This is a genomic window from Paraburkholderia sabiae (assembly GCF_030412785.1).
Taxonomy (GTDB): domain Bacteria; phylum Pseudomonadota; class Gammaproteobacteria; order Burkholderiales; family Burkholderiaceae; genus Paraburkholderia; species Paraburkholderia sabiae.
Window position 1 is genome coordinate 141,758 of record NZ_CP125295.1, and the last position, 24,659, is coordinate 166,416.

The 24,659-nt window shown below is 58.7% G+C and carries 12 protein-coding genes and 1 tRNA gene; 12 read left to right on the plus strand and 1 reads right to left on the minus strand.

The genetic code is table 11. The features are described from left to right. The first annotated feature begins 19 nt into the window (after window positions 1-19). The 12 genes from QEN71_RS00670 to QEN71_RS00725 all read left to right on the plus strand — a co-directional run bounded on the left by QEN71_RS00670 (window position 20) and on the right by QEN71_RS00725 (window position 22,682). Window positions 20-823: a BON domain-containing protein gene (locus QEN71_RS00670; RefSeq protein WP_201660818.1), complete on the plus strand. Its 804-nt coding sequence runs from the start codon at window positions 20-22 to the stop codon at window positions 821-823. Continuing rightward, window positions 820-1,164: a c-type cytochrome gene (locus QEN71_RS00675; protein ID WP_201660821.1), complete on the plus strand. Its 345-nt coding sequence runs from the start codon at window positions 820-822 to the stop codon at window positions 1,162-1,164. The genes QEN71_RS00670 and QEN71_RS00675 overlap by 4 nt, the downstream gene beginning before the upstream one ends. 55 nt (window positions 1,165-1,219) lie before the next feature. After that, window positions 1,220-1,295, plus strand: a tRNA-Ala gene (locus tag QEN71_RS00680). A gap of 97 nt (window positions 1,296-1,392) precedes the next feature. Then, window positions 1,393-2,967, plus strand: coding sequence for a DUF6538 domain-containing protein (locus tag QEN71_RS00685; protein WP_201660823.1), 1,575 nt, complete (start codon window positions 1,393-1,395; stop codon window positions 2,965-2,967). Between the two features lie 1,377 nt (window positions 2,968-4,344). Continuing rightward, complete coding sequence (locus QEN71_RS00690; RefSeq protein WP_201660825.1) at window positions 4,345-9,510, plus strand: DEAD/DEAH box helicase; 5,166 nt, start codon at window positions 4,345-4,347, stop codon at window positions 9,508-9,510. A gap of 3 nt (window positions 9,511-9,513) precedes the next feature. Beyond that, window positions 9,514-12,279 (plus strand): DEAD/DEAH box helicase, encoded by a 2,766-nt coding sequence (locus QEN71_RS00695; protein ID WP_201660827.1) that lies wholly within the window; start codon window positions 9,514-9,516, stop codon window positions 12,277-12,279. A 3-nt stretch (window positions 12,280-12,282) separates the two neighbouring features. Further along, a complete protein-coding gene (locus tag QEN71_RS00700; RefSeq protein ID WP_201660829.1) occupies window positions 12,283-16,191 on the plus strand; it encodes an Eco57I restriction-modification methylase domain-containing protein in 3,909 nt (1,302 codons plus the stop codon). Then, entirely contained in the window at window positions 16,188-16,946 is a 759-nt protein-coding gene (locus QEN71_RS00705) for an HNH endonuclease (protein ID WP_201660831.1), read from the plus strand. The genes QEN71_RS00700 and QEN71_RS00705 overlap by 4 nt, the downstream gene beginning before the upstream one ends. Window positions 16,947-17,205: 259 nt before the next feature. Beyond that, window positions 17,206-17,706, plus strand: a complete 501-nt coding sequence (locus tag QEN71_RS00710; RefSeq protein ID WP_201660833.1) for a DUF4365 domain-containing protein — start codon at window positions 17,206-17,208, stop codon at window positions 17,704-17,706. Then, window positions 17,703-18,863, plus strand: coding sequence for a hypothetical protein (locus tag QEN71_RS00715; protein ID WP_201660836.1), 1,161 nt, complete (start codon window positions 17,703-17,705; stop codon window positions 18,861-18,863). Before QEN71_RS00710 ends, QEN71_RS00715 begins: the two co-directional genes overlap by 4 nt. Window positions 18,864-19,028: 165 nt before the next feature. Continuing rightward, window positions 19,029-21,200, plus strand: a complete 2,172-nt coding sequence (locus tag QEN71_RS00720; RefSeq protein ID WP_201660839.1) for an McrB family protein — start codon at window positions 19,029-19,031, stop codon at window positions 21,198-21,200. A 192-nt stretch (window positions 21,201-21,392) separates the two neighbouring features. Continuing rightward, complete coding sequence (locus QEN71_RS00725) at window positions 21,393-22,682, plus strand: McrC family protein (protein ID WP_201660842.1); 1,290 nt, start codon at window positions 21,393-21,395, stop codon at window positions 22,680-22,682. Window positions 22,683-23,168: 486 nt separating this feature from the next. Here the strand turns inward: QEN71_RS00725 and QEN71_RS00730 are convergent, their stop codons facing one another. After that, window positions 23,169-23,408, minus strand: a complete 240-nt coding sequence (locus QEN71_RS00730; RefSeq protein WP_201660845.1) for a hypothetical protein — start codon at window positions 23,406-23,408, stop codon at window positions 23,169-23,171. Window positions 23,409-24,659 lie beyond the last annotated feature (1,251 nt).

A 24,659-nucleotide genomic window follows, 5' to 3' on the forward strand; every position in this document is an offset into this window, starting at 1 on the left:
GACGAAGGAGAGCGAGTTGATGAGCGCATATCGCGTGAAGAGTACGTTTGTGAGAACTACGCTGGTGGTCGGTCTCGTCGCTGGGTTGGCGGCGACGTTGCAGGGCTGCGTGCTGGCTGTCGGTGCAGCGGCGGGCGGCAGCGCGCTGGTTGCGACCGACCGGCGCACGCTCGGCGCGCAGACGGAAGACCGCGAGATTCAGGTGAAGGCGATGTCGCTGATCAGCCAGAATCTGCCGGACTCGGCACACGTGAATGTGACGGTGTTCAACCGGCGCGTGCTGTTGACGGGTGAAGTCGCCGGTGAAGTTTCGAAGGCGCGCGCTGAATCGGTTGTGCGCAGCCTCAATAACGTGAACGCGATCATCAACGAGCTGACTGTTGCGCCTGCGAGTTCGTTCTCGTCGCGCAGCAACGATACGTATCTGGAAGGGCGCGTGAAGACGGCGCTGATCGCCGAGAAGGATATTTCGTCGAACAACTACAAGGTGGTGTGCGAGCGCGGATCGATTTATCTGATGGGCCTCGTGACCGTCGATGAAGGTAATCGTGGCGCCGATGTCGCGAGCCGGGTGCCGGGCGTGACGCAGGTCGTGAAGGTGTTCCAGTACATTCAGCCGCAAGAGGCTGCTGCGGCGTCGGCCGCGGCTGCGTCGACTGCTTCAGGGGCGCCGGCTGCTGCTGCCGCTCAGCCGGATGCTGAGGTGACTTCGGGTGCGGTGCCGGATTCGTCGATTACGTCGAAGCCTTTGGAGCAGCAGTCGCCCGCGCCGGTGAGTAATTCGTCGCAGGTGCATCCGGGGAATCCGAAGGCGGGGCAATGAGGCTTTTTGCTTCTGTAGTTCGTGCGTCGCTGGGGTTGGTGGTTGCGTTGGCCTCGTTGGCTCATGCCGCCGATGCGCCGCCGCGCGGGCTCGCAATCGCTCGAAGCAATGCGTGTATGGGCTGTCATGCTGTCGATCGGAAGCTCGTCGGGCCTTCGTTTCAGCAGGTTGCTGAGAAGTACAAGGGAAATGCTGGGGCTCCTGCTTCCTTGGCGAAGAAGGTCAAGGATGGTGGATCTGGAGTCTGGGGCGCGATTCCCATGCCCGCTCATCCTGCTATGAGCGATGCCGATATTCGCACTGTTGTCGATTGGGTGCTGGTTGGAGCGCCTTCTAAGTGACGTCGCTTCGGGCTTGGCACAATAAAATTGCGCCGTGCTAGAATCGTTTCACCGTGGGGCGGTAGCTCAGCTGGGAGAGCGTCGCGTTCGCAATGCGAAGGTCGGGAGTTCGATCCTCCTCCGCTCCACCACTGAATTCTATCTTCTTGATTGGCAAGGCTATCTTGCCAAATCGTCGCCGGTCTTGGCTTGGGTGTCCCGAACAGGTGTCCCGAACCGAGCTGGCCCATGTCCTTCAGACTTCCCGCCTATCTGCATCGCAACCGCCACGGCATGCTGTATTTCCGGCTGACCGTGCCGCCCGACCTGCGCCCTATTGTGGGACAGGCCGAGATCTATCGCAGCCTAGGCAGTGCCAGCGTGCGCCAGGCCGCCGACATGGCGCAGACCCTCAGGATCGCGCTGCATCGCCTGTTTTCGGATCTGAGAGGGAACGGGGGAGAGGGCATGAACGAGGAAGCATACAAGGCACTGCGGGCGCTGCTCGACCAGCGGAAGATTGCGGCGCGCCAGATGGAGGCGCGGGAGGAGCTGGAACAGCAGATCTCCGGGATGAAGTCCGAGCAGTTCCGGACGGCAGCCGAACACCAGCGCACGCTGGAGGCCGTGCAGACCGCCCAGGCCATCGTCGTCGCGCAGGTGGTCAGGGCGGCTGACCACACCGTGCCGGCTGGGGAACCCGGCCCTAAGCAAGGCGCCGCGGGCGTGCCGTTTTCACAGCTGTTCGATGCGTTCTGCCGCTTCAAGGAGGGTGCAGGGGAGTGGCGCGACCCCGAATCCGAGCGGCTCTACCGTTACGGTCCCATCGTGCGGGAATTCATTGCGTGCGTGGGCGACGTCGCCGACGTGTCGCTGGATGGTGCCGTGATCCGGGCGTTCAAGCAGGCGCTGGTCGGACGGGACGATTTCAGCCAGGCGAAGAAGACGAAATATTTCGAGCATATCGCCGCGATCCTGCGCTGGGCGCGCACCGAGCAATACATCCGGGACGACCTTGCCAGTATCCTCAAGATGCCGGCGAAGAAGTCCACCGGGGGCTATGAGCCGTTCTCGGATGACGATCTCAGGCGCCTGTTTGAATCCGACGACTACCGCGATGGAACCTTCGCCAAGGCGTCGCAGTTCTGGATCCCGCTGATCGGTCTCTACACGGGCGCCCGGATTACCGAGATCGCACAGCTGCACTTGAGCGACATCCGCCAGCAGGACGGTGTCTGGCTGATCGACATCAACGATGACGACCTGAGAAAGCAACTGAAGTCCGAGAGCGCCACCCGCACGGTGCCGATCCATCCGGTGCTGGTCGGGATTGGGCTGCTGCGTTACCACGCCGAGGTCAAGGCGGAAGGCTACGATCGGCTGTTTCCTGACCTGACGCGCACGAACAAGGCGAAGGACAGCTTCGGGGCCGACCCGTCGGAGTTCTTCACTGGCTACCGGCGCAAGCTCGGCGTTACCTCGAGGACCGAGACGTTCTGTGCGACGACCAGCAAGTGGATCGGCCGCGGCACGAAGGTCTTTCACTCCCTGCGCGACACCGCCAACAGTAAGCTCCGGCACGCGGGCGTAACGCAGGAGCGGCGGGAACGGCTCGTTGGTCACGCGTCGCGCGATGTCAACAATCGGCACTATCGCCCGGCGGACATCAACCAGATGTTTCCGCTGGCTGGCTTGCTCGAAGATATCAGGAAGTTAGACTACGGCCTGACGCATGCGTCCTACATCGGCACAGCGCGCCATCGGCAGGAGCGAGTGAAGGGTGCGCAGCGGCAAGGAAGGATTGATGCGGACGCGAAGGAATGAAGCCGCCGTCACTGGGTTAAGGGCACTTCTAGATCTCCAGTCACACAGGGGCCAACGCGCTTGCGAACAAAGGAGACCATTACGGTCTCAAGGGGGCTCATAGGAGTGGCCGCAAGCGTATCCCGAGGACGGCTAGGTCGGCATGGCCTTCCTTGGAACGTCGGCTGTTCGATCGGCATAAGGATCCTCGCATGAGCCTGCTCCGTTGGAATCTGAGTTCAACGCATAAATGGGGGCCGCAGGCATGGCGAATCCCAACTGGTCGATTCATACGAACGGCGACCTAGATCTCGCGAGCAAACAACAAAGTGTGCAGGAGAGTGGCTAGTGCGCGTGCTGACACTTTGTTGGGCTCGGATATTCGAGAGCTACGCATTAATAAGGGCGCGCAGTCTGACGGCTGGCGCATAAGTTGGGGCATGCGGCAGTTGGACTATGCGCCAATGTTCGCGTCCAGCTGCAAGATTATGCGCGATGGGTCGCTGCCATTTTGCGATCGGTCTTCAAACCGGCCAGCATCAAGTTTTTGCCTCCTTCTATGTGCTGCGGAGCGGCTATCTCATGATGCATTTATTCTGAAGCGCTCGTTATCTTTGCGTGCGCTGATGCGTAGGCCATTAGCGTGCGGCTCGCACAGCGGCCTTCGTGGGCTGGTCGCTATCAAAAAACTTGTGGATCATATCTAGCGGCGCGAGGACCTTCGGCTAACGTATAAGTTGGGGCGACTCTTCGAAGTGCCGAAGCGCACAAGTAGATGTGTGGCAACTTTGCGGGAATTCGGTGCGGACGCGCCCTATAAGCCGTATTGCATTCGCCATCGCTGCGGCAGGCAGATCCCGCAAGCAGGGGCGGCCCTGTAGAATAGGCGGAAAACGAGCTAAGTGGAGGCAAGTCAAGCCTTCGCCGGGGGATTGCGAATGAAGTGCTGGACACACCAAAAAATCAACTGGCCAATCCAAGGGCGAACTTGGCGTGTGACCGCACGAGAAGAATGGCCGCGCTCATAGCGGAGCTGAGTAAGGCCGCGAGTGTTACCGACAATTCGTGGGCTGTCGGGTGTGACTTCGAACAGCACTGGGTTCGACTAGGGCGGATTGACCCATCTAGGGTCTGCTCAATGATGGGCCAGTCCGCGGTGCCAATCGGGCAATCGCTTCCAGGCGACCAACGGCCTGCTCGCGGCAGAGTCTCAGCGTGGACGAAATGTTCTTGCGGAAGATGAAGCACACCACGTCCCTTCACTAATATTCGCCACATCTGGCAGATCATTCACGTCTAACATTGGTTTTCTATCAAGAAAATGGGCGTGGCCTGCAAGAACGTTGAATGCCTGCTGACCAGTGAGCTTTGCCTACCAGCGACTCAAGGATCTTTTATATGAAAGCCTTCGAATTCGATCACAATCTCATAAAAAATTACGAGCGCTTCTCGAGGTCTTTCACTGAAATCCGGGCGAGCGACATCAAAAAGAAGGTCGAAGAAGAATATGAGGCTGGGCGCTTCTGGCCTGGCAGTCTGTTGTCGCTGAACCCGCGTTATCGCGACGGACCAACCGTTGATGAGCTCGTAGCTTCTGGAGACCTCGATAAGGCCACGGGCAGCATTTTCAGAATTGATGGCAACCCTATAGGCCTTCGTCGGCACCAGGCGCAGTCGATCGCAAAAGCGCGCAAAGGGGATAGCTATGTCGTGACTACTGGCACGGGCTCGGGAAAATCGCTTTGCTTCTTCGTCCCCATTGTGGATGCGATAGTGCGGGCGCTCCAGTCGGGTGCTCCCCGGCGCACGCGAGCGATCATCGTCTATCCGATGAACGCGCTTGCTAACAGCCAGATCAAGGAGATCGACAAGTTCATTTCCCAGTCGGGCCTACCTGAAACGCTGAAGCCGGTGGTCAAGCGCTATACCGGTCAAGAGTCCCGTGAGGAGCGTCAGCGCATTGCGGAAAACCCGCCTGACATCTTGTTGACCAACTTCATGATGGCCGAGCTGTTGTTGACGCGACAGGATGATCTCGACTCGCGTGTGATTGCCAATGCCGCCGGGCTGGAATTTATTGTTCTGGATGAGCTACATACCTATCGTGGGCGGCAAGGAGCCGATGTGGCGATCCTCGTGCGTCGTCTTCGAAACCGTTGCGCGCCGAACAATGAGCCGATCTACATCGGCACCTCGGCCACCATGTCTAGTGAAGGATCGGACGAGAGCAAGGCGCTGGCCGTCGCTGCGGTAGCGTCACGGCTATTCGGTGCTGATGTCGGGCCGGACGCTGTCATCGACGAAGCGCTACAGCGCGCTACGGACGACAGCCTGACACTTGAAATCATTAAGCCGCAATTGGCGTCGGTGCTGACCAATCCGCTGTCGGAAGTTCTCACTGACGACATTCTGCGGAAGCATCCGCTGGCCGTATGGGCCGAACTGGCGATTGGGCTGAAGGATGAGCAGGAGTTGCGCCGCCAAGCTCCTGTTCCTTTCGGGGACGCGGTGGAGCGACTTGCGATTGATAGCGGAGTCGACCGCGAGATCTGTCGCGAAGCGTTTGAACGATTCCTCACGCATGTCAGCCTCCCTGAGAAAGATCGCGGGGGGAAAGGTGATGGGGCCTTCCTTGCATTCAAGTTGCACCGGTTCATCTCGGGCGCGGGCGAAATATTTACTACGCTAACGGGGCGCCCCCGCCGTGTTTTATTCGAAGGGCAGCTTGAAGACCCGCAAGCGCCGGGTAACCGACTGTATCCGACCCGCTTCTGCCGCGCGTGCGGACAGGAGGTGCACGTGGTCACAAAGATGGACAGTGCTGGCGGTCCGATATTCCTACCCCGCAGCATCGACGATGCGCCACTTGACGGCGAAGAGGCGGATGCTGCGGGCTATCTCACACCGGTGGGCGACGGTGACTCGGACTACATTTTCAATGGCGAGATCGACACTTATCCCGAGGACTGGCGAGAAGAATACAAAGGGGATGAACGTCTGCGCGCTAACCGCAAGGAGAGAGCTCCCGCGCGCATTACCATCGGTCCCGACGGACGTTATAGCCCCGGCGGAGCCTCTTTCTGGTTTATTCCTGGTCGCTTCGGTTTCTGCCCGTCCTGCCATGAACAGCCGCATCCCAACATGCGGGAACGCAGCAAGCTGGCGGGTCTATCTGGTGAAGGGCGAACTTCGGCCACCACGCTGCTGGTAGCGACTGCGTTGGAATGGATGAGCGAACCGGACAGCGGCGTTCCGCCCGAAAAGCGCAAGCTCCTCGGATTTACCGACAACCGGCAGGATGCCGCGCTTCAGGCGGGCCATTTCAACGATTTTCTCTTCGTCAGTCTTCTGCGCGGGGCGATGCTGCGTGCCGTGCTGGATGCTGGGCCGGAAGGTATGAGTGAGGAGGAGTTCGGCCTAAAAACGGTTCGTGCACTTGGCTTTACAGCTGTGAACAAGGACGCGCGGGTCCATTGGATGCTGGAACCAGAGGCGGGCGCCGTAATCCGCGAGGATGCGCAACGGGCGTTGGCAAAGGTGCTGGCGCACCGCGTGTGGACTGATCTTCGGCGTGGCTGGCGCTTCACCAATCCCAGTCTTGCTGAACTGAAGTTGCTTGCAGTCGAATTCGTCGGCTTGAGCGATATCGCCGAGAATCATGCGGCTTTGAGTAACGTGCTGCCCGCGTTCGGAAGTATGGAAGTTGAGCAGCGTCGCAAAGTCGTGCACGCCATCCTGCAATTCTTCCTTGAGGGCCTAGCGGTTAATACCGAAGCCTTAGATCGGACGGTGCTCGACGGTATCAGCCAGAAGTCGCGCGGCGTTTTGCGTATGCCTTGGGCAATCGATCAAAAGGAAACGCTTCGCGGCAATACCACGCTCTTCCTTCAGGCGCCGGGTAAGGACCGGGTCAACCTGCGGGAAGAGCAAACCATTCTGCGCGCTGGGCATAATTCTCGACTCGGGCGCCTGATCAATCGCAAGTCGATGATCGGCACACGACTGAAGAAGGACGACTATCTTGCATTCATGACTGGCTTGATGGGCATTCTGCAGCGCGAAGGGCTTGTCATGCCGGTCGAGATCGAAGCGGACCTTTCCGGCTGGCGGCTCGCGCCTTCCGCCGTCCGTATTGTTGCCGGTCCTGCTGCGTTGGGACAGGACGTCAAGGGCAACTCGTTCTTTACTGGGCATTATTCAGACATCGCGGCGGACCTCAAAGCCGGGCTCGGTAGCTTCCAGGGTCTGGAGGCGCGGGAGCACACCGCTCAGGTCACGCAGCGGCAGCGCGAATGGCGGGAATGGCGGTTCCGCTTTGAGGCGAGTGATCGTGAACTTCTTAAGGACAAGGTCGCCGAGCTGAAGGCTGCGGGCGAGTCAAATCAATTCCTGCCCGCGCTGTTCTGTTCCCCGACGATGGAACTCGGCGTTGACATCTCCGCACTCAATGCGGTCTATCTTCGCAACGTGCCGCCGACGCCAGCGAACTATGCTCAGCGGGCGGGCCGCGCGGGCCGTTCGGGTCAGGCCGCCGTAATCGTTACATATTGCGCGGCACAGTCTCCGCACGACCAATATTTCTTCAATCGACGCAACGACATGGTGGCGGGGGTGGTGCGACCTCCGGCCCTCGACATCACTAATGAAGAACTCGTGCGTTCGCATCTGCACGCGGTGTGGTTGGCAGAGACGAAGCTGGCGCTGTCGCCCGACATTCCCGAGATCCTGGACTTGACGAAGACGGGCTACCCGCTCAAGCCGGATGTGCTGGAAACGATACGAATGCCTTCGCTCGTCACGGCCAGCCGGGCTCCGATGGAGCAGGTGCTAAGTAAAATCCTTGACTCAGTTGGCGGAACGAGGCCTGTTTGGCTTGATGACCAGGAGGCGTTCATCGTCTCTGTTGCGACAAACGCGCCTGACCGATTCAACGAGGCCTTCGACCGCTGGCGGGAGCTTTACCATTCTGCGCGCAGTCAGCTTGCGGAGGCGAACAAAAATTCGATGAACGCAGGGTTGTCCAAAGCGGACCGCCAAAAGATTAAGGCTTCACAGATGCAGGCGACCGATCAGCTCGCCATATTGGAGCAAGGCAAGGCGTCAAACGGGTCCGACTTCTATTCGTATCGCTATCTGGCAACTGAAGGGTTTCTTCCGGGCTACAACTTCCCACGTTTGCCCCTGTATGCGTTTGTTCCTGGCGACGGCAAAACCGGGTCGTTTCTCCAGCGTGCGCGCTTCCTTGCCATCTCCGAATTCGGCCCGCGCAGTCTGATCTATCACGAGGGGCGCGCCTATCGGGTCATGAAGGCCAAGCTCCCGCCGGAAGTGCGAAGTGGCGACGGCTTGGTGACGAAGGATATCCTCATCTGCCCAAATTGCGGGGCTTGTCACGAGAGAGAAGCCGAGCGCTGCCATGCCTGTCACGCGCCGATGGCGGGAGGGCTGCTGGTCCAGCGCACGCTGCGCATCGACAATCTCGAGGCAGCGCCGGCGGAACGGATTACGGCCAATGACGAAGAGCGGGTGAGGCAGGGCTTTGATCTCCAAACGGTGTTCTCCTGGCCGCGCAAGGACGGTCGCGTGCATGTCACCGAGGCGGAATTTCGTTGCGGAGACACACCGGTGCTCACGCTGCAATACGCGAATAGCGCTGAGATCAGCCGGATTAACAAGGGTCTCAAGCGACGAAAAATCACTAGCCCATTGGGCTTTAATATCGATCCTCGCACAGGCTACTGGGCGAAGGCTGACGATGAAGGCGTGGACGCAGACAGTCCGCCGGATATCGCGAAACCTGTGCGGATCGTGCCTATCGTGCGCGACCACAAAAACGCCCTGCTACTTCGTTTCAACGATCCAGAGACGCTAGCACGAGAGACGATAGCCACAGTCCAGCATGCGCTCATGCGTGGGATCGGGCTTGAGTTTCAGTTGGAGGAGGGCGAGATTCTGGGCGAGCCGTTGCCTGAGAGGACTAACCGGCGCTCCATTCTCGCCTACGAGGCAACCGAGGGCGGTGCGGGCGTGCTGAACCGGCTTATCGACGATCCCAAAGCCCTCGGCCGCGTCGCGCGTGCGGCGTTGTCGCTGATGCACTTCGATCAGGTAGATGAGGCGATTGCGGCGGGTGACGCATCTCTCTTGATGGATAGGCCTAGCGATGCATGCGTCCGTGGCTGCTACCGATGCCTCCTGTCCTATTTCAACCAGCCGGATCACGAACTGATCGACAGGACGAGCCAACAGTCCAAGCGGATGCTGGTGGACCTCGCGCGAGGCGACGTCCATGTAACGCGAACTGTCGGCCTGGATGATGCACCGGAAGGCTGGTTCAAGGCGTTCAAGCATGCCGGCTTGCCGCGGGCCGATGCCGAGCCGGCTACGCTCGGCGGTCAGGAATTTCCTTACGTCTGGCGCGATTACAGGGTTGCGGCGACCGCCGAGACGTTGACTGACGCCGCCCAGTCATTCTCCGATGACATGGGCTGGACACTTTTCGAATTACCGCAAGAGCCCGGCCCGGATCTGCCGGCGAACTTCATTGCGGCCCTGAAGGAGTAGAGAATGACCGTCGATTTTGCTCCGGGCGATCTTGTTCGCGCTCGTGGCCGTGAGTGGGTGACTCTGCCGGCGCCAGCCGATGGAATTCTGGCGCTGCGTCCACTCTCTGGCGCAGAGAGCGATGCGGTCATTCTCGATCCGCGTCTCGAGCTGATGCCGGTCGAGCTGGCGCACTTCGACTTACCGGAGGATGCCCGTCAGACGGTTCAATCCAAGGCTGTGCTGCTAGCCGATGCATTACGCCTGACACTACGCCGAGGTGCCGGCCCTTTCCGTTCCGCCGCGCAATTGGCATTCGAACCACGGGTCTACCAGTTGGTGCCGCTTCTGATGGCGCTTCGACTTCAGGTCCCGCGCCTGCTCATCGCGGACGACGTTGGCATCGGCAAGACCATCGAAGCTGGACTGATCCTGCGTGAGCTGATGGACCGCGGCGAGCTCGACGCTTTTTCCGTGCTGTGCCCGCCGCATCTGGTCGAACAGTGGCTGACCGAGCTCAACTCCCGCTTCGGGATTGATGCGGTCGCCGTCACTTCGGGCAGCGCGGCACGCCTCGAGCGCGGGTTGCCGGTGTCGCAGTCGCTGTTCGACGCGTATCCGTTCACGGTCGTCAGTCTTGACTACATCAAGGCAGACAAGCGCCGGGAAAACTTCGCCAAGGCATGTCCGGATTTCATCATCGTGGATGAAGCCCATGCGTGCGTTGGAACCGGCGCGGGCAAGCAGCAGCGCTTCGAACTCCTAACTGGCCTCGCGAAAGATCCTGAACGCCGGATGCTTCTGCTGACGGCCACACCGCATTCCGGCGACGAGGAAGAGTTCGGCCGTCTGCTTTCGCTGATCGATCCCGCGTTCGCCGCGATGAATTTCGATGACGCGAAGTATCGCGAGCGGCTGGCAAGGCACTTTGTTCAACGCCGGCGTATTGACATCACAACGGGGGGCTGGCACGAGGAGCGGGTATTTCCGAAACATGAGACCACCGAGCTTCCCTACGGGTTGTTGCCAGCCCAAATCGCCTTTCAGGAGGCCGTGATTGATTACTGCCTTGAGGTGGTTTCACGGGTCGGCGGCAATTTCAAGAGTCGGCGGTTAGCGTTTTGGAACACCTTGGCGCTCATGCGCTGCGTCGGGTCCTCTCCAGCCGCGGCGCTGAGCGCGTTGCGCAACCGCATGGACAACGAAAGCGAGCGGATCGAACCCGAGATCTATGACGACGACGGTGATGATGGCGACGCAGTCGATCTCGAGCCGGCCGCCGGCTTCGCCACCGAGTCGGCCCTGTTTTCTTTGGTCGAGCAGGCGGAAACCCTGCTCGAGGTAGCGGACCCGAAGCTGGACGGGCTGATCGAGATCCTCAAACCGTTGTTGAAGAAAGGGGCGAACCCGGTCGTCTTCTGCCGCTATCTCGCAACGGCCGACTACGTGCGCGACGGGTTGCGTCGCGCATTCCCAAAGCTGACCATCGAAGCCGTCACGGGCATGCTGACGCCGGACGAGCGCCGCGATCGCGTGGCGGAGCTGGTCGCGGAAGAAGAGGGCAAGGGCGGGCAGCGCCTGCTCGTCGCGACCGACTGCCTATCTGAGGGAATCAACCTTCAACAGGCATTCGATACGGTCATCCACTACGACCTGTCGTGGAATCCGACCCGCCATCAACAGCGGGAAGGACGTGTCGATCGCTTCGGCCAGCCGGCGCAGCTCGTGCGCTCCATCATGATGTTCTCGCCCGATAGCGCAATCGACGGCGCAGTGCTCGAAGTGATCCTGCGCAAAGCCGCCGAAATCCGCAAAGCCACCGGCGTCACCGTGCCGCTTCCGGATGAACGGGGCCCGGTAACGGACGCTCTCATGGCATCGGTGATGCTGCGTCGAGGCGGCAAGAAACAACTGGCCCTGGACCTCCGTCTGGATGACGGCACCCAGGTGATGGAAGCACGATGGCGTGATGTCGCCGAAAACGAGACGAAATCGCGTGCCCGCTTCGCCCAGAACGCGATGAAGCCGCAAGAGGTCGCGCCGGAATGGGAGAAGGTCCGTAGCTTCCTGGGTTCGCCCACGGATGTCCGGCGCTTCGTCGAAGCGACGATGGCCCGCTTCGGTATGCCGCTGGAAGCGAAGCAGTCGCTGCTGCTCGCGCATCTGTCGGGCCTCGACGCGGCGCTGCGCGAGCGCCTCGAACAGCGCAACCTGCAAGGCTCGATTCGCCTGGCGCTGGCTGAGCCAGCACCGTCCGGGGCCGCACTTCTCACCCGGACCCATCCCCTGACTGCGACGCTGGCGGAATCCTTGCTCGAAGCCTCGCTCGATCCTGTGGCATTGAGCGCTCTTGGTATTGGCCGTGTCGGTGCCTGGCCCACGAATGCCGTGCAGAGGCTGACGCGGCTAGCCTTGGTGCGCATCCGTTTCAAGCTGACCGTTCATGCGCGTAAAGAGCGCCTTCTGCTCGCGGAGGAAGCCTCCCTTGTGGCCTTGCAGGGCGACGAGATTGTCGCGGTAGGAGACGAGGCACGCGCGCTGCTCAACGCTCCCGCGATTTCAGATCTGGCGCAATCGGCGCGGGACCGGTTCATTCGCAAGGCTAATGAGGATCTGCTCGGCCTCCTTGACGGCCCATTGGCGGACTATGTGCGGAATCGGGCCGATGAACTCACGGAGGATCACGCCCGTCTTCGGGCTGCTGCTGGATCTGTTTCACGGGTGACTGTTGAAGCCATTCTTCCGCCCGATGTGATCGGTCTCTTCGTCCTTATTCCGAGCGAGATGTAAGTCATGGCCCGCAAACCTGTCGTCGACATGGCCGTATGGCCCTCGCTCGGCCTTGAAGGCAATCTGATCGTCCCGGCAATGATCGCTCAGATTGCCGCTCCGAAGGATGATGAGGAAACCCGCCAATCCTACGGCATCCGAAAGGGTTTGACGATCCGCGAGGAAATCGCCACCGCCTTTCGCGTTGGTCAGTCGCATTTCGATGCCTTCCTGCGGATAAAAGCCCCGTCTGCCGAAGCCACGCGCCGCTTCATGCGTGACTTTCTAACCGAGACGTTCGGCTTCGAGGACCTAGTCACCTCGGGTGGCGCGATCTCGTTCATCGCCGGCGGTCGCGTGCCGGTCGTGGTGGTGCCGCCGAACGAGGAAAAACTCGATCGCCGCAGCGTGACCCTGTCAACGGACCGATCCCGGTCTCCGGCTGTCGCACTCCAAGATTATCTGAACGACAACGACGACTGCCTTTGGGGGCTTGTGACCAACGGCACGGTGATCCGACTGATGCGGGACAACGCCTCCCTTACTCGCCCGGCATATATCGAGGCGGATCTTACGCAGATCTTTGTTAACGAGGATGCGGCTTCTTTCGCCGTCCTCTGGCTACTCCTTCACCGCACGCGCTTCGGCAGCCAAGGCAACACCGCTGCAGATTGTGCACTGGAGCGCTGGCGGGATGCCGGTGCGCGCGAGGGTGAAACCGCTCGTGACCGCCTTGCGGGTCAAGTGCAAAGCGCGCTCAAACTACTTGGCTCGGGCTTCTTGGAAGCGAACCCCGATCTTGCGGCACGCTTGATGGCGGGCGAGATCAGCCTGACCGATTGGTTCAATGAACTTCTGCGTCTCGTCTATCGCCTGATTTTCCTGATGGTCGCTGAGGACCGCAACTTACTGCATCCGCCCGATGCCCCGGCAGACGCGCGCAAGCTTTATGCCGACGGCTATTCGCTTACTGCTCTGCGTGCGCAGTGCTTCCGGGGGGCGACATGGGACAAACACCATGATCGCTACGAGGGTGTCAAGATCACCTTCCACGCACTTGCCACCGGACAGGACGTGCTAGCGTTGCCTGCGCTAGGCGGATTATTCGCCGATGGAGCGCTGCCTCATCTGACGAACGCCCGCCTGCGCAACCACGCTTTCATGCAGGCGCTCTATCGGCTGTCCTGGCTTGCTGAAAAGGCCAGCATGGTTCCGGTCAACTGGCGAGCGATGGAGACCGAGGAACTGGGATCCGTCTACGAATCGCTTCTCGAACTTCAGCCGCAACTGGGCGATGACGGCCGCAGTCTGGTCTTTGCATCGGAAGCGGCGGAGCAGAAAGGCAATCAACGCAAGACCACTGGCTCCTACTATACGCCGGACAGCCTTGTTCAGGCGCTGCTCGATACAGCGCTTGATCCTGTGCTCGATAGGATCGAGGTGCAGGCCGACGATCCCGTCAAGGCGCTTCTGAGACTCTCGGTCATCGATCCGGCCTGCGGTTCGGGCCACTTCCTTCTGGCCGCCGCACGCCGCATTGCAACCCGCCTAGCCCGCATCCGGGCCGAGGGCACGCCCTCGCTGGCCGATTTCCGCCATGCCCTGCGCGATGTTGCCCGTTACTGCATCCACGGCGTGGACCGTAATCCGATGGCGGTGGAGCTAACCAAGGTCGCACTCTGGATCGAAACGGTGGACCCGGGCCTGCCGCTAGGCTTCTTCGACGCGCAGATCCGTTGTGGCGATGCATTGCTGGGTGTCTTTGACCTGAAGGTTCTGGAAAAAGGCATCCCCGACGCGGCTTACAAGCCCCTGATAGGGGATGACAAGGCCACCGCTAAGTATTACCTACAGGCCAATACGGACGCGAAGAAAGGACAGGGCGGGTTCGACTTCGGCACCGGGCAGTCATCGATGCCGGCACTTAGGCCGTTGGCGCTTGATTTCTCGGGCTTTCGTGCTCTGCCCGAAGATACGGTTGAACAGATCAGAGCGAAGGCAGAACGCTTTGAGGAGTTGTGCAACAAGCAGGAGTTCATCCAAGCAGAGGCGGCGGCGGATCTCTACGTTGGAACTTTTCTGATGCCGAAAACCGGCGGCCTGCCCTCGGGCGCTTTCGCGCACACCGTGCCGACGACGGCGGAACTGCGGGCGGACGAAGCACAAGGCGACGTCCGGAAGGTGAGGCTCGACGCAGCAAAGGCCGCCCGTCAAGCTCGCGCTTTCCACTGGCCGCTGGAGTTTCCCGATGTCATGCAAGGTGGCGGCTTTGACGTAGTGCTGGGAAACCCGCCGTGGGAGCGCATTAAACTGCAGGAGCAGGAGTTCTTCGCCGCACGTTCGCCGGAGATTGCCAGCGCACCGAACAAGGCGGCGCGGGATCTGCTTATCAAGGCACTGCGCGATTCTCCCGCGGGGAGTGCCGAGCGAGCACTGTCGGATGCGTTCATTGCTGCCAAACGCCAAGCCGAGGCCACTAGTGAATTTGTCCGTGTAGTGGGTGAGGACGGTGGACGTTTTGTCCTGACGGGTCGCGGCGATGTGAACACCTATGCACTGTTTGCCGAGTTGTTCAGCAAATTGTCTCGATTGCGCGCGGGAGTAATTGTGCCGACAGGCATCGCAACTGATGCCACTACAGCGCCCTTCTTTGCTTTATTGGTAGAACAGAAGCGGCTCGCCAGTCTGGTGGATTTCGAGAATCGCGAAAAGCTGTTTCCTGCCGTAGATAGCCGCATGAAATTCTGCCTACTCACGCTTGGGCGAGACGAGGAGGAGGCTCGCTTTGCGTTCTTCCTAACCGATGCTGCGCAACTGGCGGAGCCTGAGCGGAACTTCACGCTTTCGGCGGAGACCATTGCGGGGCTGAACCCAAATACCCGCACTGTGCCGGTATTCCGCTCGCGCGCCGACGCAGAATTGACTGCGAAGATTCATCAGTCCACCCCGATCTTGAGGATGGATGCGAAGAGTTCGAATCCTTGGGGATTCGACTACATGACAAAAATGTTTGACATGGCTGACAACAGCGGCGAATTTGCCGATGCAAAGGACATTGGCGTGCCCAGCGTTAGCGATGGTCGAATTCGAGCGGACGTGCCTCTGCAGGGACAGTGTGTTCCGCTGTATGAGGCAAAGAACTTACACATCTTTGACCACCGCTGGTCGTCGTTTGACGTTGCGGAGAATGAAACGATTGACGTCGTCGCCAGTAAGAAAGAAGAAACGACTTTTGAAATCAAAACTCGTTACTGGGTGCGCGAATCTAGACTTTTAGAGCGGTTGCAGTCCAAAGATTGGACGCGACAATGGTTGATGGGCTGGCGCGATATAACGAATGCTACAAACGAGCGCACCACAATTGCCGGTTTTTTTCCGAGATGTGCTGCTGCCCACACGTTGCGAGTGATGTTTCTCGGGACCGACGCAAAGCTTGCAATGCTCTTTGTTGGGTGCTTGTCCTCTCTTGTATTTGATTACGTTGCGCGGCAGAAAATCGGGGGAACTCATCTTACCGTGGAAACGCTAAAGCAACTGCCTGTCCTTGAACCGAGCGTATACGGTGAAAACGACGTCTCGTTTCTGCTTCCCAGATTAGTTGAACTCGTTTACACATCGGCGAGCATGCGCGTCCTCGCCGAAGATGCTGGATATGCCGGTCCGCCGTTTCCTTGGAATACAGAACGCCGTGCATTTTTGAGGGCGGAGCTCGATGCGTATTATGCGCGTATGTATGGGCTGACCCGCGACGAACTTCGCTATATCTTAGATCCTGCGGAGGTAAAAGGCCCTGACTATCCATCAGAAACCTTCCGTGTGCTGAAGGAAAAGGAAATCCGCCAATACGGCGAATATCGAACTCGCAGCCTCGTGCTGGAAGCCTGGGACCGGATGGCGCAAAAGGGCGAGCTTGCTGACACGGTGATGCTGTGATCGAGTCTCCCCAATCCTTTGTCATCCGAGAGGAATGTGGAAAGGCTGCTTGGCAGCACGGCTTCCGCCGGCAGTTGGGCGAGGATGCTGGTTGGGCAGCATTTGCCTCGACCACTGCGCAGGGGAGGATCTGGCTCGCCGCCGATGGGCCTCAGGGACCGTGGCATCTTGCGCTCGATCATCCCGGAGTGATTGCGGAGCTGAATCTCCCCGCCGGAGTTGTTCCCGGCCCAGGTCTGTCGCGCCATGTTTTTGAGAGTTTGAACGAGCTATACAGGATTCTCCCGCGCCTTTATCAGCTCGCTGCCAGCCTCCCCGATGCGCCGCTTCATATCTTCCAGACACAAGTGGCGGGCATGCCTAAGGCGACTGAGGCCGAGCGGTTGATTGTTCAGCGTATTGGACAAGATATCTTCCGCGCGAGCCTGATGGAATATTGGCAGGGTCGCTGCCCTTTGACCGGGATTACGGACCCAGCGTTGTTGCGCGCCTCGCATATCGTCCCTTGGGCGGATTGCGATAGCGACGCAGAAAGACTGAATGCTCACAACGGCCTATTGCTTTCTGCTTTGTGGGATGCAGCATTTGACCGGGCATTGGTGAGCTTTGGTGACGACGGATGTCCGCTTTTCTCGCCACAACTGAGCGATGAGGCGCGTGACGAGCTACGCTGGGCCGCACCGATACCGTTGAGCGATCAGCATAGGGCGCGCCTTGCTGGGCACCGACAACGATTTTCTACGTCGAATTGTTAGTGGGGCTCCCCGTTGAGTGGTGGACTTGGGACGTAGCCGCGCCTTTTGATGACTTGTCGAACGACAATCTCGCGCCGTGTCAGGCAATTGCTTCGGCGTTCGTCTGTATAGAGATTTCGTCTACTCCTTCATGCAACGTTCTCCATAAAGACTCGGCCGGAATTGCGTCGTCAAAACCTCGATCGCAGTTCCTCGCTACAATGTGGAAAATTAAAGAAACCGGGCTATGAACGTCCGGACGACGCCGGAGCGGTGTTGCATGTTCATTTCCAATCAGAAAGAGCAATTCAACGTAGCCTATGTTCACGCGATCGCTAGCCAAGCTGGATTGAACACGGGAAATATGAGGGTAGACGACCAAAGCATCGACCTTGATGTTGATGGAAAAATTCCCACCGCGACGAAGAACCGCTTTCCCAAGATCAGCTTGCAGCTGAAAGCCACTTCACAAAAAATGGTGAAGAACGGTGTTATCAAGTTTCCTCTTCCCCGGAAGAACTACGACGATTTGAAGAACGATCGTCTCATTGTTCCCAGATACTTGATCGTGCTGCTTGTTCCGGACGACACGGACGATTGGATTCAACATCATGCCCAGCATATGAGCCTGCACAACACATGCTACTGGGCATCCATCAAAAATGATCCGTCTGTCAAAGGTAGATCGAAGGTGACGGTCGACATTCCGCTGACCCAGCGTTTGAACACCGTGTCTTTACTGCATCTCGTAACGTTGGCGAGCGAGGGGAAATGCGCATGACCCGCGATGACGTCATTGAGCGAGTCCACGGTGTGACATGGATGCAGCTGCAGTCTTATCTGATAGCCACCGGATGGGCGGACGATGGAGCGTTCGGCCCATTCGCGTCGATCTGGCACCGCGCAGATCACAATGATGCTCAGGTATTGTTGCCCATATCGGAGGAAGCCGACGATTTCTGGCCGCGCCTGGCGGATGCCGTGCTCGCGATTGCCGAGTTCGAGCAACGGCCGACAGCGGACGTCATCGCTGCGGTGAGCGGGCGCTTCGGGGATGTTATTAGCATCCGAGTTATTCACGAAGACGTCGAAAGCGGGACCATACCGGCTATCGATGGCGTTGCACTTAACGAGAATGCGCTCGAGTTGTTGACGGCGGCGTCAATGTCTTACCTGACGAAGCGGCAGTATCATCAGAGGCCGACGGCCGTGACAAATGCTTTCCTAGAGACGCTTCGACTAGGTCAAACGGAGAAGGGAAGTTATGTCGTAAACCTGTTTGCGCAATTGCCCGAGCCATCAGAGAGTCAGCCTGCATTAGACAACGTGCACATGACAAACAATGTCATCGCAAATCTGTCGTCGGGCCTGAAGGCGCTTAGTCATGCGATCAGGGCGAAAGGTAAAAGAAAAGACGAGCATAAAGCGCTCGACGAGGCAGTGGCAGCGGGCGCCAGTGCGAACATGTGCGACGCCTTGATAGGTATAAGCGGGCGCGACAAGAACCGAGCCTTTGAAATCTCGATCACGCCCTTGCGTTCCGGAGGTGATACGCCGACGTCCGTGAGATTTGCATTCCAAAAGGAAAAAATTGAACGACTAGAAAAGGCGTCCGAGTATTACAGACGCACATACACAGCGCGCAACAAGACGGTCCAAGGCTACATCAAGCGACTCGACCGCGCGCACGGCGAGAGACACGGCACGATTTTAGTCGCTGCTTTGGTGGAAAACACCGAAAAAATGGTCGAAATTGACCTCGGACCAGCCGACTATAAACGAGCTATCTCGGCGCACGCGTCCGACGCGGAGGTCAGGTGTTCGGGTGACGTGCTGATCAAGCCTCGTAGCGCCATCCTCTTGAACCCTGCAGGATTTCAGGTGGTAAATGATGGCGATGATTTGTTCACGCTGAAGAGCAAGGCCAAGAAAAAGTGACGCAATCGACTGCTGAGTCCGAAGCCGACCATAACAGGAACGACTATCGTTGCGACTTTGGCGCGAGGTGATAACTTGAGTGATCGGGCGCTTCAAGGCACGGGTATATCCGATCTGAAGACTACGTTCAAACTTTACTCACAACGTTGAGCACGATTCATTCTCATGAGCCGCTATATCCCGAATCATCCAAACGCAAATCAAGTCTTTGATCTTGGCGCCAAGTTCAAAACCGAAGCCCTGCTGAACGGCAAATCGATTTTTGTTCCTAAGGCAGATCTTTGGACCCCGGAGAACTTCGATCCGCTTATCGAGCACTATGTGAAGGACCCGATCGTCGGAAAAGGTGACGTCCGCGGGGAAAAATTTTGGGAGAAACTTGGCAGCCAACTGGGGCGGTGCACTCCGTCGAGCGTGGCTCTTTGTGCAGAGATTTATTGGATCCTGACGCTCGCATCAAGCTTCCTCACTGTGAAATACAAGAAGTCAAAAATCTCCTCGATTTGGGCGATGGCGAGGCCTGAACCTATATCGTCGTTGGACGCGTCGTCACCTTACTTATCGGAGACTGCGCTCGGAGGAGTGGGAAGCACAGGAACGGCCTATAACCTTCTCATGTGGATGGAACTTGCATATGCCATTCAAATGTTTAGAAGCTTGGTCGCTATGCCGATCGACGAGCGGAGCAAGCTTCTGATGCAGCCGTGGGAGTTTGCGCGCTGGCTCGACGAGATGGATGATACTGAAGGACGTCAGTTCTATCATATTCTCGCGCATGTGCTGTTTCCCGACGAGTTTGAGCGGGTGTTCTCGGAGGGCGGCAAGGAGGCGCTAGCGCGTCACGACACACTTAGTATTCCGCATGCGCGGCGTTCGCCTCGTTCAACACGTGATAAAGCGCTCTTTGACGAACGTGTGCGTCTCGAACGCGAGTTTGGCCGTTCCATCGACTACTACAGCGACCCACCATTGCTCGTCAGGAAGGACAAATCGAAACAGAAGCGTAAATCCGTCTCGCCTAGCCCGAGAGGGATTGATCTCACTGAATTGTTTACGGATAGCAATGGCGGTGACTCGAACAAGCAGGCGCAAGAGGGAGGCGGCGATAGCCCGATCGAGCGCCCCTGGACACCACGCAATCGGGTCTTCTTCGGGCCGCCCGGCTCCGGCAAGACTTACTCCATGGAACGCATTCGGCTGGAACGATACAAAAGTGGCGAGCACATTGTCTTCGTATCGTTCCATCCGTCCTACTCCTACGAAGACTTCGTCGAGGGCTATCGGCCTTTGCCGGGACAAGGTGGACGGTTGAGCGAGCGGCCGGTGAAAGGCCCTTTCCGGGAGATCTGCGAGCGGGCCCACAAACATCCGGATGTTCGGCACACGCTGTTCATCGATGAAATCAACAGGGCGAACGTGGCGAAGGTCTTCGGCGAGCTCATTACGATCTTGGAGCCGAGTAAGCGGTGCGATCCCAACCCGACGCTAGACTTCTCCGACGTAAATTCGGCGGTGCGCCTTCAATATAGCGGCGAAATGCTCGCGGTGCCTGCGAATCTGGACATCGTCGCGACTATGAACACAGCCGATCGCTCTGTTCAGTCGATCGACAGGGCGTTGCGACGCCGCTTCGAGTTCATCGAAACACCGTCCGATCCTGAGAGGCTATCGCCTAACCTCGTCGGCGGTGTTGACCTTCGGGCATTACTCTCAGCCGTCAACGACAGAATCGAGTTCCTGATCGATAGTGACCATGCTATTGGTCACGCGCTGCTAATGGACGTTCGTAGTCTCAGCGACCTGCGGCGCGTGTTCTCACGTCGCGTGATTCCCCTGCTTCAGGAGTATTTTTTCGAAGATTTGAGCAAGGCGAAGCTCGCGCTGACCGGATCAGGCAAGCGCTCGGTCTTTTTCGACGAACGCCCCCTTGATCCTGGCAAGTTATTCGACTCGACTGCCGAGCTTGATGGCCTTGAGGCCCGCGTCTCCATTCGACCCGCATCCAGAACGGACAATTGGACGGCGCCTGAGTTCGTCAAGCTCTACCTCCGCGGCGCAGAGGCACAGGCGGCAATTGATGCTCTGTCATCGGGCGGACTGCCGGACCAGGAGGTCGAAGACGATGAAGAAATTGCCGAGGAGTGGTCGGGCGCCAAACTTGAGGATATCGAGCCCGACCGCCGGGAGGGAGCAGCCTCCGAGCCGATCACTGAGATCTCAGCTGCATCCGGCGTTAAACACGGCGAACGATCTTCCGCGCCGTTTGGCACATCATCTCAAGCCCCTGTCGATGACACCGACTCTGGCGCCACGGGGCAAACCGAAGGTTCGACCTAACCGTAAGCCATGTCTATACGCGCCTTAGTTGCTTTCGAGCGGGAGACCCTCTTCGTCGCGTCGGACGCGGAGGTGATGGAAATGCGCAGGCGTGAACTCGCTTGGCCCGCGGAGGCGGGCGAGACAGAAACGCGGCTTGGCGAGGGGGACCGTGGAGCGTCCACCGTTTCGACGCCTCGGAGCAGGATCGTTTTGGGTGAATCCGAGGCAGATGCGCTAGAACGCATTAATGCCATTCGCGAGGGCTTCTGTTCACGCGTCAAAGGCGGCATTGCACTTTCGAAGCATTGCGGCATTGTCCGTCTTCCGGCGTTTGGCACGGTGGGCGCTAAAGGAGGGTTGGTCCTAGAGATCGTCCCGAAGATTTGGGGCGGCGAGGTTGACGACGCCGAAGCGTCAATTGATCGGACTGCTGGAGCGGGGCAGGCTCGTGTGGCCTTGCTGCGGATGCTCGCCGTGGCGAACGGATTGAAACTCTCCGAGCTCGACGTGGCCCCGCAGTCGGCGGCCCATGCGTCATTGCTAGATCTTTTTGTTCGCTCCTTCCTGCGGACCGCTCTGCGGGTTGCGAAAGCGGGGCTGCTCACGCGTTACATGGAGGCTACTGACGATCAACCGGTGTTGCGCGGGCGTTTGCTACTTGTGGAGACCGAACGCCTGATCGCTACGCGACCAGGTCTTTTCAGATGCTCGCATGACGACCTCACGGTCGACAATCCATACAACCAAGCCCTGCTTGCAGCCCTCGAATACTGCCGGCCTCACGCGCGGCAAGCCGCAACGCAGCGCCTTTGGTTCGAGGCACGCGCTCTCTATTCTGGCGTATCTTTGGTTCGGACGGACGCTAAGCGAGTGGCGAGCCTGAAGCGCGGTCGCGAGACGATGCGCTACGCGGAGGCGCTCCGATGGACGGAGCTCCTGCTTAGCTTGCTTGCCCCTTCCATCTCGGCCGGCGGCGAAAGCGCACCGGCGTTGCTGTTCAATATGGAGCAACTCTTTGAGCGGTGGGTCGAGGTCCATGAGCGAAGCAGGGCATCGGAGGGTGTAGTGGTTCGCTTTCATGGCTCTGCCAGACAATTGGCGGCCGTCCGCCGTGGACCTCCGGAAGATCGGGGGATTGCTGCCACATTCACCGGCGACGGCGCGTGCCGGAGCGCGCAAGCGACGGGGGTTTTCCGTCTCACGCCGGATATTCTGCATTGGCGCGAAGAAGCGGACACCGACGTTGACGCTCCTGAGGCCGTGGTCGACGCCAAATGGAAGGTTTTAGCACCAAAGAAAAGAGATTGGGGTGTGGACGAAAAGGATGTCTATCAGTTGCTTGCCTATGTCACGCGATATAGCTGCCTCACCACGCGCCTTGCGTTTCCTGTGTTATCCACAGCAAGGCTTCCCATTGAGGGGCCGCCACGCTTTGAGGTCAATTTGCCCAACGGACAAATAGCTACCGTCACGGTCGACTTGGTTCCAATCGACGCTTGAGTCGTCGAAAGCGATACCGATAGCGACGTCGTCTCGACAAACCGTCGTAGCATCCATCTGCGTTCCGATAAATCTCTCGTTTAAGGATATGACTTTGTGTCTCGTTGGGCCTCTACGTCCTTCAAGAATTTTGGCAGCGCGACGCGATGTTTGTCGAGGACAACAAGCTGGTTCCACCACCGCCCGATGTGCGCGAGATGGATCAGGACACCGCAGATCTGGCCGGTCGCTGGTAGTCGTGATCATCAAGGAGCGCGTGCTCACCGATGAAGCGGAAGCAGATCGTGTCGAATACAAGGATCTCTTCCGCAATTACAGCTGCTCCTGCTTTATCTCGGCGCCGTGCAGCACCTGCACACACCCGGGCAACCCACTGAATCAGGAAGGGGATGAGTCGTGCTGAGTGGAGATCGAGCGCGAGGCTACCGAAGAAGCTGAGATACTTGAGCGGAGCTGGTAGTGAAGGGCGCACTCGGCGCCCTTTTATTATGCCGCAGCGAAACCAGCGGGCTCCAGCTTCAGGCCCAACTGGTTCACGGAAACCCACCCCTGCTGCTCGGCGTAGTCGCGACCGGCAGCGAAATCTGTTGCGGTGAAACCATCCGAATGCCATGCAGTGTTAAAGCTGCCGAATGGCAGGTTGCCGCCGACGTTCAAATTGAACCTATCGACCATGATCGACAGAATGCGACGCGCCGAATCTTCCGCTGTATATGCCACTGCCATGAATGCCTCCTTATAACGTGAAGGCAGCAAGTATATTTGGATGCAGCGTTGTGCGCTGGCACTCCGACGTCAGTCTGCTATTCGCGCGTCACAGGCGTATATCCCCGTTCAGCGTCACGCATCCAAGATCACCGGATTGCCGCCAACAACACGTCTTTAAAGTCTCTCTTGTCGCGCCTCGTGAAGACCCAGCTGCGGCGCCCCGATTTATGCGTTGATCTCCTACGGGCTCATGCACCAGCCGTAGTGCTGACGAGCTGATGCAGATGACCGTCTACCCGCATTGCTGTCCCGCGCGCTACTCAAGGTCAGCGTGCGCGGAATACTTCTCGAGCGCCGCTCAAAATCTGCAGCGCACGCCGCATTTTTGGCGTTCCACCATCAATGGATGAAGTTTCGAATTGCGATATGCAGAGAGTCGTTCTGGTGTGAAGGGCCATTTTGGAGCCGACCGGCACGCGTGATAACTTGTGCGCCGCTCCGCGCTGGCGGAACCCTCTCGTGGGTCGCGTCATCGGCGGATAACTCGTGGGCTCAAATCGGGTGTCCGTCTGGCATCCAGCCCCAAGTCGACGCTTAAATCATTCGCAACAGTGAAAGCTGACGAAGGGGAAACGCTCGCTACGCGCGAAGCGATTCATTGGTCTGGCGGCAGACGCACGGATCACTGCGATACCGTGAGGCACTACTTGTGCATACCTTCTGTTGTCACTGATGCAGCGAACAGCTTCCTGTTGACCGCATTGACGTTATCCTACCTGCGTCGCCAGAGAGTGATTTTGTGGCTACGTCGGGTTCGGCACGGCCAATCGCAAGAAGATTTACGAATTCGCATGTCTGGCAGAGATCGCGCATGCTGGCTGCTTCGTGGTCCCTCACCAAACCTTGATTCACATCGTGGCGGACATCGTGGATATGGGACTTCCGTCGGGCATGAACGGCCCGGAATCGCAGAGCATTGTTCGGTTTCCGGAAGGGCTTGCGGCCGCTTGGGGCGAGCTCGCTTCATCGAGGTTCAGCTTGCGGACATTGAACAGGTTGCGCGCAAGACGCTGACGCATGGGGAGCAGGCGATATTGCGGCGAGCCGCGCTCGCTTGGTTTGTTGAATGAGTGCGCTTACTAAAACGCATCTACTATTACTGGTAGATATGTTTTGAAGAAGCACCGGAGCAGTCAAAGCTCCCCCAAACCCGGCTGCTATCAGCAAGGTTCGGGCGAGTTGATTGTCCGGCGTCTGTATAACCTCTTG